This window comes from Streptomyces sp. R44 (assembly GCF_041053105.1).
Lineage (GTDB): Bacteria > Actinomycetota > Actinomycetes > Streptomycetales > Streptomycetaceae > Streptomyces.
On sequence record NZ_CP163444.1, the window covers coordinates 1615887 to 1630183 of the forward strand.

Below are 14297 nucleotides of genomic sequence, written 5' to 3' on the forward strand. Positions count from 1 at the left end.
GAAGAAACCCCCGCTGGGGTCGCCCGGCGGGGGTTTCCGTTGCTTCAGGCCGTCGGGCCCGACGCGCAGTGGATCAGGGTCGGAAACCCTTCACGTACACCGCACTTCCGTGCGTGAAAGGGTCCGATTCCTCGACCTGGAATCCGGCCGAGTCGAGGATTTCCAACAGGGCTTTCTGCATGGACTTCTGAACGTTCTCGAAGTGGCGCACGACCGGAGGCGGATCCGCGTAGTCGATCCCCTTCGCGAAAAGGTCCGCGGCGGTGGTCCGCAACTCCGTATCCGCCCTCCAGTCCACGTACACCCCGCCTTCGACAAGCAGGTCCACGTGGACGTCCGCACCGGGCTCGCGCAACGGGCCTCCGCTGACGTCACCCCGGTGGACGGGAAGTCCGGCTTCGGCCAGTGCACGGCAGACCTCGTCGGCCACAGCATTCCGTTCGGCGATGACTTCCCGCGGGGCTTTGGGGGGCAGGTCGAACTCGGTGTCATTCATGTGCTTCTCGTTCCTCATCCTGGTGACCGTTGGCCGCCGAGCGCGCCACGCGGTTCCCTCCGGCCCTCTGAATGTATCCGGCAAGGATTTCCTTCGCCGAACTCGCGTAGGAAGGGTGGTAGGGGACGGACCAAGTGACAGGTGTGCCCTTCTCGAGGGCTCCCAACAAGGCAGAGGCACAGTCCGGGCAGGGCTGCCGCTCGGTGTACAGGGCCTTGATCTGGCTGGCCTCGAATCCCTTCGTCTTCAGCTTGTCCAGGAGTTCCGTCTCCGCGTGTCCACTGAACTTGCTGTTGGCTATGACGAAATCACCGGTCTTGGGGTCGTTCCATCCTGGTACCTTCGCGACGGCAACATTGTGAGCCGCGTCGTAGTATCCGGACTCCACCCTGAACTGGTACGCCAGTCGGCTCATCTCGTCACCGTTGTAGCGGACCAGCCCCGTGGGGCACCCCTCGACCGCGGCCGCGGTGGACGCCCGTGCGGCCAGAGGTGCGCGGACCTTGGTGCAGGTCCTGATGTACTCGTCGAGGCCCTTTACCCCGATACGGAGGACAACCTCTTCGCTCAGGCCGAGGGCACGCAGGGCCTTGAAGGCGTCGGCGAAGGCGATGCCCGTCCTCGCCGCGGCGTCCACCGCCATGACCGCGTCCGCGATGGGCCTGAGGGCTTTGCCCGCGAACAGGGTCACGACGTCCAGGGCGGCCCAGCCGCAGCCGCCCCAGCTTCCGTCCTCACCGCCGGGGGCGATCTTCTGGGCGCACCTGATCCAGCCCCCGAAGAGGATGTCCACCGGGTCGATGTTCGCCTGGTACTCGGCGATCGTGATGTTGTGCGTGACCTCCTGGGACAGTTCCTTGGTGGGGTACTCGCCCAGGTACACCGTCGCGTCGGCGGGGCACGTGGCCTTCGACGGGTTCAGCTCCGGCGTCGAGCACAGGTAGAGGTCGAGGACTGCCTTGAACCGGATCTTCACCGTGATCGTGCAGTTGCCCGTATAGGCGAGCTTGTCGATCCAGCCGTCGCAGCCCTCCGTCTTCCGCACGGTCTGCGGGTCGCCGATGTTCTCGATGTGGTCGACGACATAGAACATGTTGCCGATGGAGCCGCCCTGCTCGTCGACGACGGTTCCCGTGCCGATCTGCTTCGTCTTCGCGGCCTTCTCGGCCCTGTCGGCCGCTTCCTGGGCCTCCTTGGCGTATGCGGCGGCGTCCTTGGCGGCCTGTTCGGCTTCGGTGGCGGCGGCGTCGGCACGGTCGGCAGCCGCCCGCGCGTCCTTGGCGGACTGCTCGGCCGCGGTGGCGGCCTCGCGGGCGGCCTGGGCGTCGAGGGCGGCCTGGTCGGCGGAGTCGCGGGCCTGCCCGGCGTAGCCTTCGGCGCGGCCGGCGGCCTTGTCGGCGGCCGCAGCGTCCTCGGCGGCCTTGCGGTCGTACTCGACGGTGCGGGCCAGCGACGCCGCGGCCTTCGCTGCGGCCGCGGCGGCGTCGGCCGCGTACCCGAGGGCCTCCTTGGAGTAGGTGCGGGCGGTCGCCGCGTGTCCGGCGGCGTTGGCCGCGTACTGGTAGGCGAGCTTCGCGTCGCCGGACGCCTGGTCGGCGATGTTCTTGGCGGCCGCGGCCTCCGCCTGCGCGTTCTGGGCGTGGGCGTCGGCGACGGCCTTCTGCTGGTCGGCGATCGTCTTGGATGCCTGCCCGGTCAGCACGACGAGGCCGGCGGCCGAGTCGGTGGTGACGTACGGCGAGCCGAGCTGGATCGCGTCGTTGGCGGGCTTGGCGACCTGTACGGCGGCGTTGCCCGCGTCCACGGCGGCCTGCGCGGTGACGTGCGCGAAGCCGGCCGCCTTCGCGGCGGCGGCGATGGCCTTGACAGCCTCCTTGTTGGCCTCGTTCGCCTGGGTCTTGGCGGTCTTGGCCAGCTTCTCCGCCTCATCCGCCAGCCTGACGGCGGTCCGAGCCTCCTCGGCGGCGGACTGGGAGGCCTTGATGGCGTCCGCGGCGGCGCTGGTCGCGGTCTTCACCGCGGCATCGGCCTTCAGCTTGGCGGCCTGGGCGGCGTCCGCGTCAGCGCGGGACCGCTTGGCGGCCGCTTCGGCGCGGGTGGCCGCGGCGTCCGCCTCAGCCGCCGCCCGGGTCGCCGCGTCCGCAGCGGTACGGGCCCGGCCCGCGGCGGCCTCGGCGTCGTTCGCGTGCCGGTTCGCCGCGTCCGCGGCGGCACGGGCGGCGTCGGCGTCCGCGCCGGCGTCCAGGGAGCGCGCGTAGGCTTCCTTCGCGTCGGCCTTGGCGCGGGCGGCTTCGGCCTTCTGCTCGGCGTCCCAGGCGTCGTCCCGCTTGGCCTTGGCGTCTTCGCGCGCCTTGACCGCGTCGCTCCTGCGCGCGACCGCGGTCTTCTCGGCTGCCTCGGCCTTCCCCCTGGCTTCCTCGGCGTTCGCTGCTTCGGTCTGGGCCGTCTTCTTGTGCTGGGCGGCCTCGTTCTGCTTGACGGCGGCGGTGTCCTTCTCCGACTTCGCCTTGGCCTCCTCGGACTCGGCCGCAAGACGCTTCGCGTGTGCGTCGGCGGCGGCCGCCTTGGCGTCGCCCTCGGCCTTGAGGGCGACGGTGAGCTTCGCCTCCGCCGTCTCCTTTTCCTTCTTGGCGTTGTCACGGTGCAGCTTGGCCGCGTCGGCCGCCGCCTTCGCCTGCAGTTCGGCGGTGTGCGCGGCTTCCTTGCGGAACTCGGCGTTGACCTGCGCGGCCTGCGCGAGAGCGCGCTGTGTGATGGTCGCGCTGTCGCCCGCGGCGGCCCTGGTGGCGGCCTCGGCGGTCTCGCCGGCCTTCACCATCGCCGTCAGAGCGGCGACGGCACCCTTGGTGATCTGGGCCTTCTGCTGGCCGACCAGAAGACCGCGGCCACGCGGGGCGCCGGTGGCGTCCGCGATGCCGTACGCGGCCTGCACAGCCGCGTCGGAGGACGTGGCCGACTTCTTGACACTCTCCAACTGGGCCTTGACCGTGGCCAAGTGAGTCTTCGCGGCGGCCTGGGCGTCGGCGAGGCCCTTCTTCGCCGCGTCGAACTGCGCCTTGACCGGGTAGGGAGTGCTGCCGGCTCCCTTCTCCCCGGTCGGCTTGATCAAGTACTTCTGCGCGCTGGTGCCCTTGCAGTCCCACAGCCGCGTGTCCGTGCCGACGGTGAACGCGCTCAGGTCCAGGCACTTACCCGTGGTCAGGCTCTTCAGGGGCGAGGCGGCACGGACGTCGCCCTTCCATGACTGGCCCTTGGTGCTGTAGCAGTCCGTGATCTGGATCTTCGTACCGTTGGCCGACGCGTTCCCGGCCACGTCCAGGCACTTGAACGAGTTGACGTTGCGGAGGTGCAGATCCTCCTCGCCACCTTCGAGCTGCCACTTCTGCGCGGCGGTGTTGTTGCAGGTGTGGATCTGGACCGGCGTTCCGTTGGTCTTGCCGCCGCCCTGGACGTCCAGGCACTTGCCCGGCGCGCCAGGCACCTCGATCACCGTGTAGCCGTTGCCGATCCAGCCCACACCACCGGAGGTCCAGTGGTCCTGCCAGCGGGTGTAGTAGTCGGCGAGCCACGACTGCCCGAGGAGCAGACTGAGGGCGTACGTGCCGTCCTGCAGCGCCTTCGTGGCGTCCTTGCCGGCGGTGAGGATCTGCTGCCGCTGCGTGGCCTGGCCGGCGATCTCCTGCTGCCACTCGGCGGCGGCCTGCGCCACCTGCTTGCCGAGGACCTTGTTCGGGTCGATCGGGTCGTGCCAGCCACAGGCCCCGAAGCGGGCCTTCAGGTCCTCGACCGCGATCCGGAACTCCGGGCTGTCCGGCTCCGGAGCCGTACGGGGGAAACCTCCGGAGCCGAGGAAGATGCGCGCGTCATCGGCGAACACCCGAGGCACGAAGTACTGGTTGGGCTCGACCTTCCCCGAGTTCTTCTTCCACAGCGCCCATGCCTCCTTCTCCTGCGGCGTCCCGCCACTGGTGTAGAGGGCGTCGCCGATCGTGAGAGCGGAGGCCTTCGTCCTGTCGTCGGCGGTGGGCGAGGAGTCGTAGAAGGGGTTGAACACCGTCATCGGGTCCCAGTACGACTGGTACAGCCACGGGCGCAGCCCGGTCTTCTCGAAGATCTTGTCCGGGTCCCGCGGTGCGTTGGGGTAGGAGTCCAGACTGGCGGCGCTCGACCACGCGTAGCCCTGCTTCTGGACCTTGTCGAGCCACTGCTCCGTGAGGGCTTGGTCCGCGTTCGCGGCCTCGCGCAGCGGAGTCATATTGCCGCTGAAGATGTCCCGCTCAAGCTTCTTGTGAAGCTGATCGGGCGGCAGTACGAGGGAACTCTGCGCGAGGGCGAAGACGTTGGGCCCACCCATGCGCAGGGCCTCGGTGCCCAGGCACTGGTCCTCACGCAGCTGCTGAGCCGCCTTGGCGTCGTAGCCGTCGTACGAGTCGGCCACCGCGGCCATGTCCGGTTCGGCGCCCGGCACGGCCAGGTCGGGCCGGACGGCCACACCACCGAGGACGGCCAGGGCGGCGACGGACGTGATGGCGGTGGTGAGCGTGGTGGACAAGCGTGATCTAGAGGTGAACAACCCCGGTTTGAACCGCAAGAAGAGCATCCTTCACAGCGAACGAGGGCAGGCAGGGGTGACCCGGGTGACGTTCACAGTGAGCCGACATCGCGACACGACGATGCCGTTCGTCCCCGTGGCGGCACAGTCCCCCCGACCGCCGATGACGTGCGCATCACGATGGGATGGTCAGTCCCCGATGCGCGCACGACGCTACTCAACCCCGAGTAACCAGCACTCGGCAAGGGGCGACCGTGGAGTGCGGAACACGGAACGGAAACCGATTGCCGGAGACCTCGCGGTGTGTCGCACGCAATCGTCAAGCTCACAAGCAGTGTTGCCTGTGTGAAGCCTGTGAAAAAGAGATGCGAACGGCGCCGACTACTGGGCATAGATCGGCCGGAAGTCGCCCTAGATCCAGGCGGGCGTAGGTCCTGGATGCCCGACATACGAACGGTTGTCGACGTGGTCCAGGCCGTAGCCGAGGCGTTCGGAGAGCTCCCGGTAGCCCGTACACCGGGCGTCGAGGACGGCAACGTCGTACGTCGAGGGGAACTGGACGAGGAGGCGGAAGCCTGGGTCCGGGTCCACACAACCCTCACGACCTGCGGCACAAATGGACCACCGTGGCCCTGACCAACGGAGTGTCCATTCACGAGGTGTCTCGCTGGCTCGGACATCGTTCGATCAAGGTCACGGTGGACCGGTACGGCCACCTCACTCAGGACGGCCAGGAGCGCTGCCGTCAGGTCGTCGAGACGACCGTCGGACCGCACATGCTCACACCAGGCCGAGTGCCTGCAGTGCGCGGTGCTGACTTGGTGCTGACTTGACCGGCCAGAAGATGTAGCAGACACCCCCCGTACCGCCTCTGACCTTGCCGTTTGCGTCATAGCGCTTGGTCCGCAGCCAGATGTTCTCCCACTCGCGCCGTCGGTAGACCCTGCGGACAGCCTCGTTGCTGGGTGAGGCGGGGTCGTTGGCGATGATGTCGCCGTCGGGCGTGAAGCCGATGACGGTCATCAGGTGGCCCGAGGTGCCGTAGCCGGCGCCCGTCAGTTCCTCCTTGCGGAAGGACTGGGACGTTATGGCCGGGATGCCGGCCGAGACCAGCGATTCGAGTTCCGTGAGCGAGCGGAGCCGGGTGACCACGGCGTTCATGTCGGGATAGGAGGCCGCGTAGGCGGCGTTGAAGGGCCAGTTGCCGCAGCCCTGGTACTGGTGGTCGTAGGTGAAGCGGGCCGCGTGGCAGACCTGCGGGTCGGCGAAGGCCGGGTTCACCCAGGCCAGCTGCTCGGCCGTGGGCGTGCGTCCCCAGTACTCGACGATCATCTGGGAGGAGGTCGGGCTGCACCAGGCCTCGCCGCCGTTGTCGTACTCGGGGTACTGGCCGACGTGGGTGTTCTGGGAGTAGCGCGGGACGGTCAGCTCGTGGTCCGGGCCCGGCTCGGAGGCCGGGACGGTGAAGCGGTCCGGGATGTCCGAGGCCATCGCGCCCAGCCGCCACACCGTGGGGGTGAGGTCGCTGCCCGGGGTGCGGTACAGCGTCAGACGGAGGCGGTACGAGCTCAGCCGCAGGCCGCTCGCCGCGTCGTCGATGGCGAAGGTGTCGGTCCAGACGGTGCTCCTGCCGTCGGTCTGGTCGTCGACCGAGGTGCGGCGGATGTCGTCGTCGCCGGAGGCCCAGCGGCCGAGCACGTACCAGGGGGTGGTGCCGGCGTCCGAGTAGGTGCCGGACAGTTCGACCTGGAGCCAGGTGCCGGCGGGCGTCTCGGCGTTCCAGGAGGCGATGACCTCGGTGGCGGGCACGGCCGGGGTGTGGACGGGCGAGGTCCAGCTCGCGTACTCCCAGGCGGAGGTGCGGCCGGTGTGCGGGTCGGTGTAGTCGAGGCGGCCGGCGGGGGTGGCGAGGACCAGGCCGGGGCGACGTCCGGCGACCGCCTTCGTACCGGCCGCCGTGCCGCACCTCCAGTCGGTGTACGAGGACCAGAAGCGGTTGTCGACAAGACCGGCGGCGGGCGCGTGGCCCCGCTCGCCGCCGTCGGCCGCGCAGTCGGAGACGGCGCAGTCGGGGCCGGTGGCTGCGGTGGGGACGGCCGCGGAGGCGGAGCCGGCGGCGGCCGTCCCCGCGGCGGCCGCGAGCGCCGCGGCCAGGACGCTTCTGCGCGGGGTGGAGCTGGTCATGGGCGGTGACCCCCAGTCGAGAACGGTGGGCGTACGGAACTACGGAGCTCTGCCGGCGGGACTGCGCGGGCCCACTATCCCGGCTCCCACGGGCCCTCCGCCAGCACTTCGACCCGCGTCGCCGCACCAATATTGGTCTTCACCACTGGCGGCGGTACCTCGCTGACCTGCGGCGGTCCTCCCCTCCCCTACCCTGGGCCCCATGAACGACCTCGACCGCGCCGCCCACGCGCTGCTCCGGCTGCCGCCTTCCTGCGGGCCGGTCCGGCTGATCGCGGTCGACGGCCACGCGGGCTCCGGCAAGTCCACCCTCGCGGCCCGTCTCGCCGCCGCCCTCGGCGACGCACCCGTCCTCCACCTCGACGACCTCGCCACCCACGAGGAGCTCTTCGCGTGGACCGGCCGGCTGCGGGAGCAGGTCCTGGAGCCGCTGTCGCGCGGCGAGACCGCCTCGTACCGCCCGTACGACTGGCGGCTGCGGCGCTTCGGGGAGGCGCGGGCGCTGCCCCCGGCGCCGGTGGTCCTCGTCGAGGGCGTGGGCGCCGGCCGGCGGTTGCTGAGGCCGTTCCTGGCGTGGCTGCTGTGGATGGAGCGCGGTGCCGAGGAGTCCTGGGAGCGGGGGCGCCGGCGGGACGGTCATGAGCAGGCCTCCTTCTGGGACGGCTGGACCGTGGCGGAGACTCGCCATTTCGCGGAGGACCCCTCCCGGCCCTTCGCCCACACCCTGGTACGGGAGTGCCCGGAGGGGTACGACTGGCTTCCCGGGCCGTCCGTGACAGCGGGCGCGGACCAGATCATCACACACGGTGATGGCTTCCTGTCCGTGAACTGAGGGGGCGGAAGTCCGCTTCCGCAAGTGCCTCAACTTCGCTTGACCCAAGGGGCGGACAGGTCTTACGTTCTGAATGTGCGGCTTTTCGGAGCTGCCGCAGACACGAAGCCCCCGGTTGTTCCCCCGTGATCGGGGGCTTCGTTCTGCCCTCGGAAGCCCCTTCCGGACCCCCTCCGGACCCTCTTCCACCCCCTCCCCGACCCCTGATGCTCACCCAGGGTCACCGCTTCCGGATCATGTGCTTCTCCTTAAGCACCCACCCCCTGCGCAGGTACGATGCCCCCAGGTGCGGTCAAATCCCGTCCATGCGAAGACGGTTGTGGGGGACCCGATGGACATCGGCACGCAGGGCTCGCAGGCCCCGGCCGAGCTCGCCTGGCTCCGCGGAGTCGACGCCTACACGATGGGCGCGTATCCGCAGGCGGAGGACGAGTTCCGGACGGCGGTACGGATCGATCCCGGGATGGCGGACGCCTGGCTCGGGCTGCACGCGCTCCGGGTCGACACCACGACCGCGCTGCTGCGCATGTACCGCAACCGCGACCGCTTCGGCGAGCAGCGGACCCGGCACCGGCGCACCCTGAACTCCTGGTACTGGCTGGGCTGGTGGGTCCAGCCGGTCCTGGAGAGCCCGCGCGACCTGCTGCTCGCGCACGCCTCCCACTGGCTCGACGGCCGCCATGTGCCCGAGCTCGACCGCGCGCTCGCGGGCCTCCTCCCGGTCGACACCGACCCGCAGGTCCGCTTCCTGCACGCCTGCCGCGCCTATCTCGTCAAGGACTGGGACCAGCTCGTCCGGCACACCGAGAGCCTCGTCGACGATCCGCTGCTCGGCATCGAGGCCGGGCTCTTCGGCGGCATGGCCCGGGTGCGCCTGGAGATGTACAGCCAGGCCGAGCCGCTCCTCTCCGCCTCCCTGATGCGGTGCCGCAGCGAGCAGCCACAGCGCAAGGAACTGCGCTACTGGCTCGCCCGCGCCCACGAGGGCACCGGGCGCAGCGCCGCCGCCCTGCCGCTCTACCGGGCGGTGCACCGGATCGACCCGGCGTTCATGGACACCGCCGCCCGGCTCGCCGCGATCGCCGAGTACGACGGTTTCGAGGGCTACGACGGCATCGACGACCCGGCCGGTCTCGCGACGGTGGCGATGGGCACCCTCGGCGGCGGCCTCGGCCAGGACGCGGTGGACACCGTGCCGGGCGCCGAGCCCGACCCCGGCGGACTCGGCGACGGGCTGCGGCTCGCACCCGAACCGGTGCCACCGGCCGCGCCCGTCGCGTCCCCGGAGACCGTACGGCAGAAGGCGCCGCTGCCCGGTCAGCCGATGCCGCCGCGCTTCCCGGCCGGACCCACCGACCCCGTCCTCCTCGCGGAGGCACTCGCCGAGCTGGAGGGCATGGTCGGGCTCGAACCGGTGAAGCGCCAGGTCAAGGCGCTCTCGGCGCAGCTGGAGATGGCGCGGCTCCGCGCCGGCCAGGGCCTTCCGGTCCAGCCGCCCAAACGCCACTTCGTCTTCTCCGGGCCCTCGGGCACCGGGAAGACCACGGTCGCCCGGATCCTGGGACGGGTCTTCTACGCCCTCGGCCTGCTCGGCGGCGACCACCTCGTGGAGGCCCAACGGGCCGATCTGGTCGGCGAGTTCCTGGGCCAGACGGCGGTCAAGGCCAATGAGCTGATCGACTCGGCGGTCGGCGGCGTACTGTTCGTGGACGAGGCGTACGCGCTCTCCAACACCGGCTACAGCAAGGGCGACGCGTACGGCGACGAGGCCCTCCAGGTGCTCCTGAAGCGGGCCGAGGACAACCGGGACCACCTCGTCGTCATCCTCGCCGGCTATCCCGAGGGCATGGACCGGCTGCTCAGCACCAACCCCGGTCTGTCCTCCCGGTTCACCACCCGGGTCGACTTCCCCTCGTACCGGCCGCTCGAACTCACCGCCATCGGCGAGGTCCTGGCCTCGGCCAACGGGGACGGCTGGGACGAGGAGGCCCTCGACGAGCTCCGTTCGATCAGTGGGCACGTCGTCGAGCAGGGCTGGATCGACGAGCTCGGCAACGGGCGCTTCCTGCGCACCCTGTACGAGAAGTCCTGCGCCTACCGGGACCTGCGGCTCTCCGGATACCCGGGGACCCCGAGCCGGGAGGACCTCGCCACCCTCCGGCTCGCCGACCTCATGCAGGCGTACGGCGAGGTCCTGTCGGGCCGCGGCCCGGTCGACCGCGGCCCCCAGCAGGAGCCCCCGGGGTACTAGGCCGTCTCTTCCGGATCTTGCCTGACCCGCGACGCCTGGCACCGCACCTCGCCGCGTTGTCGGGCCTGCCCAGGTACGTCCAGTAATCGGGCAACCCTCCGCCTTGCGATGCACGGCACCAGACGCCGCGGGCTTAACCGGCAAGATCCGAAAGAGACGGCCTAGGCCGGGCCGTGAAGGTGTCTCCCCCGGGCGTGGAGTCGACCCGCATGCCGAAGGGGCGGCTGATCCGGGCGAGCACGTCATGGAGCCATCGCGCGTCCTGCCGCGGGGCCCGTTCCAGCCGCAGCCGTCGGCTGCGCAGCGGCACGAGCCTGACCTCCGCCAGGGTGCCGTCCTCGTCGTGGACGGTGACGAAGTACAGCAGGCGCAGGTCGTCGCGGTACTGCTCCTGGCCGGAGATCCCTTCGTAGTCGTTGACGAGGTCGCCGCACCCGTGCAGGACGAGCCTGCCGCCGTACGCCTCCAGGGGCCGCGGGTGGTGCGAGGAGTGCCCGTGCACGATGTCGGCGCCTGCGTCGACGAGGGCGTGTCCCAGGGCGACCTGGGCGCGGTCCGGGGCGTAGCCCCAGTTGGAACCCCAGTGGACCGAGACGAGGACCAGGTCGCCGGGGCGCCGGTCCGCGCGCAGCCGGCCGGCCAGCCGAGTCGCGGCTTCGTCGTACGGCCCCTCGGCGTAGTGCACCCCTCCCCCGCGCTCGGTGGCCGCCCATGCGCGGGGCACCCCGCTGGACGCCAGGCCGAGCGCGTGGACGAGCAGCCGGCGTCCGCCCGGCAGCGGCACCACCGCGGGCCGCGTCGCCTCCTCCGCGTCCCGCCCGGCGCCCGCGGTGCGCAGCCCGGCGCCGGCGAGGGCGTCGAGGGTGTCGTCGAGGCCGCGCCGCCCGTAGTCGAGGACATGGTTGTTGGCGAGGACGACCACGTCGGGGCGGACTGCTCTGAGCGCGGGCAGGTCGGCCGGCGACATGCGGTAGTGGACGGCCTTGCCGGGCGCCGGCACGTCGTGGTGGGTGACGGAGGTCTCCAGATTGACCACGCGGGCGTCCGGCCCGGCCTCGTCGATCAGCGGGAGCGCCTCGCCCCAGGGGTAGGTGGGGGCCACCGGCCGCGGGACGGGCCCGGAGCGCGCCTCGGCGAGGGCCACGTAGTCGCGGGCGTCCCGTACGTACCGCTCGGGCAGGGCGGGATCCAGCGGATGGGGAAGGATCTGGTCGATTCCCCGGCCGAGCATCACGTCTCCGCAGAGGAACAGCCCGGTCAGACCGCCGCCGCCCATGCTCCCAGGCTAGTCGCGGGCCACTCCGGCGCTGCACGGACCCGTGACGTCCTGCCCCGAGGGCGGACGTCACGGGCCTGCCGGATACTAGCCCCGCGCCGGGACCGGAGCCGGGCCGGACTGCGGCTGGACGCGGTGCGCGGGGTCGCGGACCTCGCCCACCAGCATCTCCAGGACGTCCTCCAGGGCGACGAGGCCGAGGACCCGGCCCGAGCCGTCCGCGACCTGCGCCAGATGGGTGGCGGCGCGGCGCATCACGGTGAGGGCGTCGTCGAGCGGCAGCTCCGCGCGGAGCGTCGCCATCGGGCGCCACAGCCGCTGCGGCACCGCCCGCTCCCGCTCGTCCAGGTCCAGGACGTCCTTCACGTGCACGAAGCCCATGAAGGTGGCCCGGCCCTCGGCGCGGACCGGGAAGCGGGAGAACCCGGTCCGCACGGTCAGCTCCTCGATCTCGCGCGGGGTGACCGACGGCGGGACCGTGACGAGCGAGGCCGGGGCGATCAGGACGTCCGTCACCGGGCGGCTGCCCAGTTCGAGGGCGTCCTCCAGGCGCTCCTGCTCGACCGGGTCGAGCAGGCCCGCCTGACCCGCGTCCTCCACGAGCCGGCCGAGCTGGGCGCTGGTGAAGACGGCCTCCACCTCGTCCTTCGGCTCGACCTTGAACGCCTTCAGGACGAGCCGGGCGCAGGCGCCGAGGGCGGCCGTGACCGGCCGGCAGAGCCGGGCGAAGCCGACGAGGCCGGGGGCGAGCCAGAGGGCGGTGCGCTCGGGGTCGGCCATCGCCAGGTTCTTCGGGACCATCTCGCCGATGACGAGGTGGAGGAAGACGACCGCGGCGAGGGCGATGACGTAGCCGAGCGGATGGATCAGTCCCTCCGGGACACCGACCGTGTGGAAGACCGGTTCGAGGAGGTGGGCGACGGTCGGCTCGGCCACGGCGCCGAGCGTCAGGGAGCAGACGGTGATGCCGAACTGGGCGGCGGCCATCATCTGCGGCAGGTTCTCCAGGCCGTGCAGGACCTGCTTGGCCCTGGCGCCTCCGAGCGGCTCGATCTGGCTGCGCCGGACGGAGACGAGGGCGAACTCGGCTCCGACGAAGAAGCCGTTGGCGAGGACCAGGAGGACGGCGAAGAGGAGTTGCAGGGTGCTCATCGGACCGCCTCCACCGCGACGGGCGCGGAGGCGGCGGCCGCCGCGACCGGGTCAGGGCCGGAGGCCGGGTCGGCCGCGACCGGATCCGGGCCGAGGGCCGGGGCCGACGCGGCCGGGTCCGGGCCGGGGCCCGATGTCGCCGTGGCCTGGTCCGCGTCCGGGGCCGTACGGACGATCCGTACCCGCTCCGCGCGGTAGCGGTCCACCTGGCGCACCGAGAGCCGCCAGCCGGGGAGCTCGGCACGGTCCCCGGGGGCCGGGATGCGCCCGAGGAGGTCGGCGACGAGCCCGGCGACGGTTTCGTACGGCCCGTCGGGCACGTCGAGGCCTATCCGGCGCAGGGTGTGGACGCGGCAGGAACCGTCGGCCTCCCAGGCGGGGCGGCCGTCCTCGGCGGGCGCGGCGGCCAGCTCGGGCCGCCCGTCGGCGGCGGTGTCGTGCTCGTCGCGGACCTCGCCGACGAGCTCCTCCACGATGTCCTCCAGGGTGACCACACCGGCCGTGCCGCCGTACTCGTCGACGACCACCGCGATCGGCTGTTCCCGGCGCAGCCGCTCCAGGAGCGTCTGGGCGGGCAGCGTCTCGGGGACGAGGAGCGGCGGGACCGCGATCCGTCCGACGGGGGTGCGCAGGCGGGCGTGCGGGGCGACGGCGAGCGCGTCCTTGAGGTGGACCATGCCGACGATCTCGTCGATGCGGTCGCGGTAGACCGGGAAGCGCGAGAGGCCGGTGGCCCGGGTGAGGTTGAGGACGTCGGCCGCGGTGGCGTCCCACTGGAGGGCGCTGACCTTCACGCGCGGGGTCATGACCTGCTCGGCGGTGAGGCCGCCGAGGGACAGGGTCCGTACGAAGAGGTCGGCGGTGTCCTGTTCGAGCGCGCCGGCCTCGGCCGAGTGCCGGGCGAGCGAGACGAGCTCGCCGGGGGTGCGGACCGAGTCCAGCTCCTCGGTGGGCTCGACGCCCAGGAGCCGTACGAGGCTGTTCGCGACCCGGTTGAGCAGGGAGATCACCGGCCGGAACAGTGCCGAGAAGCGGCGCTGCGGGGTGGCGACGAAGCGGGCGACCTGGAGCGGCCGGGAGACCGCCCAGTTCTTCGGCACCAGCTCGCCGACGACCATCTGGACGGCGGAGGCGAGCAGCATGCCGATCACCACGGAGACCCCGGAGACGGCCCCTTCGGGCAGTCCGGTCGCGGTCAGCGGCGCGTGGAGGAGTCCGGCGAGCGCGGGCTCGGCGAGCATGCCGACGACCAGCGAGGTGATGGTGATGCCCAGCTGGGTGCCGGAGAGCTGGAAGGAGAGCTCGCGCAGCGCGGTGACGACGGTGCGGGCGCGCCGGTCGCCGGCGTCAGCGGCCCGCTGGGCCTCGGCGCGCTCGACGGTCACGAGACCGAACTCGGCGGCCACGAAGAAGCCGTTGGCGAGGATCAGGAGGAAGGCCGCGAAGAGCAGCAGAAGGGAGACGATCATGCCGCCGCCTCCGGGGAGGGGGCGGCGCAGGTACTACCGGACGATCCGTCCATTGCTGGAGGGAGTCACTCCTCGGGTCGAAGGG

10 protein-coding genes are annotated in these 14297 nt (G+C 71.5%); 3 read left to right on the forward strand and 7 right to left on the reverse strand.

Annotated features, from left to right (window positions below):
• Positions 1-73 precede the first annotated feature (73 nt).
• The 3 genes from AB5J54_RS07485 to AB5J54_RS07495 form a co-directional block, all read right to left on the reverse strand.
• Positions 74-496, reverse strand: coding sequence for a hypothetical protein (locus tag AB5J54_RS07485; RefSeq protein ID WP_369143110.1), 423 nt, complete (start codon positions 494-496; stop codon positions 74-76).
• On the reverse strand, positions 489-5048 hold the full coding sequence (locus AB5J54_RS07490; RefSeq protein ID WP_369143111.1) for a ricin-type beta-trefoil lectin domain protein: 4560 nt from the start codon (positions 5046-5048) through the stop codon (positions 489-491). The genes AB5J54_RS07485 and AB5J54_RS07490 overlap by 8 nt, the downstream gene beginning before the upstream one ends.
• Positions 5049-5459: 411 nt before the next feature.
• Positions 5460-5639 carry a hypothetical protein gene (locus AB5J54_RS07495; RefSeq protein ID WP_369143112.1) on the reverse strand — a complete coding sequence of 60 codons (180 nt, stop codon included), beginning with the start codon at positions 5637-5639 and terminating at the stop codon, positions 5460-5462.
• A gap of 53 nt (positions 5640-5692) precedes the next feature.
• Between AB5J54_RS07495 and AB5J54_RS07500 the strand changes: the two genes are divergently transcribed.
• The gene (locus AB5J54_RS07500; protein ID WP_369149250.1) at positions 5693-5881 is read left to right on the forward strand and encodes a hypothetical protein; all 189 of its coding nucleotides are present in this window, start codon (positions 5693-5695) and stop codon (positions 5879-5881) included.
• Here the strand turns inward: AB5J54_RS07500 and AB5J54_RS07505 are convergent.
• Complete coding sequence (locus AB5J54_RS07505; RefSeq protein WP_369143113.1) at positions 5829-7232, reverse strand: peptidase C39 family protein; 1404 nt, start codon at positions 7230-7232, stop codon at positions 5829-5831. The two genes, AB5J54_RS07500 and AB5J54_RS07505, sit on opposite strands and share 53 nt — an antisense overlap.
• Positions 7233-7434: 202 nt before the next feature.
• Here AB5J54_RS07505 and AB5J54_RS07510 point away from each other — a divergent pair, with 202 nt between their 5' ends.
• Positions 7435-8064, forward strand: a complete 630-nt coding sequence (locus AB5J54_RS07510; RefSeq protein ID WP_369143114.1) for a uridine kinase — start codon at positions 7435-7437, stop codon at positions 8062-8064.
• Between the two features lie 331 nt (positions 8065-8395).
• Positions 8396-10315 (forward strand): AAA family ATPase, encoded by a 1920-nt coding sequence (locus AB5J54_RS07515; RefSeq protein WP_369143115.1) that lies wholly within the window; start codon positions 8396-8398, stop codon positions 10313-10315.
• Between the two features lie 133 nt (positions 10316-10448).
• Here AB5J54_RS07515 and AB5J54_RS07520 read toward each other — a convergent pair whose 3' ends face one another.
• The 3 genes from AB5J54_RS07520 to AB5J54_RS07530 form a co-directional block, all read right to left on the reverse strand.
• Complete coding sequence (locus AB5J54_RS07520; RefSeq protein ID WP_369143116.1) at positions 10449-11591, reverse strand: CapA family protein; 1143 nt, start codon at positions 11589-11591, stop codon at positions 10449-10451.
• Between the two features lie 87 nt (positions 11592-11678).
• Positions 11679-12743 (reverse strand): hemolysin family protein, encoded by a 1065-nt coding sequence (locus tag AB5J54_RS07525; protein WP_369143117.1) that lies wholly within the window; start codon positions 12741-12743, stop codon positions 11679-11681.
• Positions 12740-14212 (reverse strand): hemolysin family protein, encoded by a 1473-nt coding sequence (locus AB5J54_RS07530; protein WP_369143118.1) that lies wholly within the window; start codon positions 14210-14212, stop codon positions 12740-12742. Before AB5J54_RS07530 ends, AB5J54_RS07525 begins: the two co-directional genes overlap by 4 nt.
• Positions 14213-14297: the final 85 nt, after the last annotated feature.

What these genes read in the sequence shown, in the direction of transcription:
- AB5J54_RS07485 (WP_369143110.1), bottom strand. Translation starts at nt 496, where the DNA reads ATGAATGACACCGAGTTCGACCTGCCCCCCAAAGCCCCGCGGGAAGTC.
- AB5J54_RS07505 (WP_369143113.1), bottom strand. Translation starts at nt 7,232, where the DNA reads ATGACCAGCTCCACCCCGCGCAGAAGCGTCCTGGCCGCGGCGCTCGCG.
- AB5J54_RS07510 (WP_369143114.1), top strand. Translation starts at nt 7,435, where the DNA reads ATGAACGACCTCGACCGCGCCGCCCACGCGCTGCTCCGGCTGCCGCCT.
- AB5J54_RS07515 (WP_369143115.1), top strand. Translation starts at nt 8,396, where the DNA reads ATGGACATCGGCACGCAGGGCTCGCAGGCCCCGGCCGAGCTCGCCTGG.
- AB5J54_RS07520 (WP_369143116.1), bottom strand. Translation starts at nt 11,591, where the DNA reads ATGGGCGGCGGCGGTCTGACCGGGCTGTTCCTCTGCGGAGACGTGATG.
- AB5J54_RS07525 (WP_369143117.1), bottom strand. Translation starts at nt 12,743, where the DNA reads ATGAGCACCCTGCAACTCCTCTTCGCCGTCCTCCTGGTCCTCGCCAAC.
- AB5J54_RS07530 (WP_369143118.1), bottom strand. Translation starts at nt 14,212, where the DNA reads ATGATCGTCTCCCTTCTGCTGCTCTTCGCGGCCTTCCTCCTGATCCTC.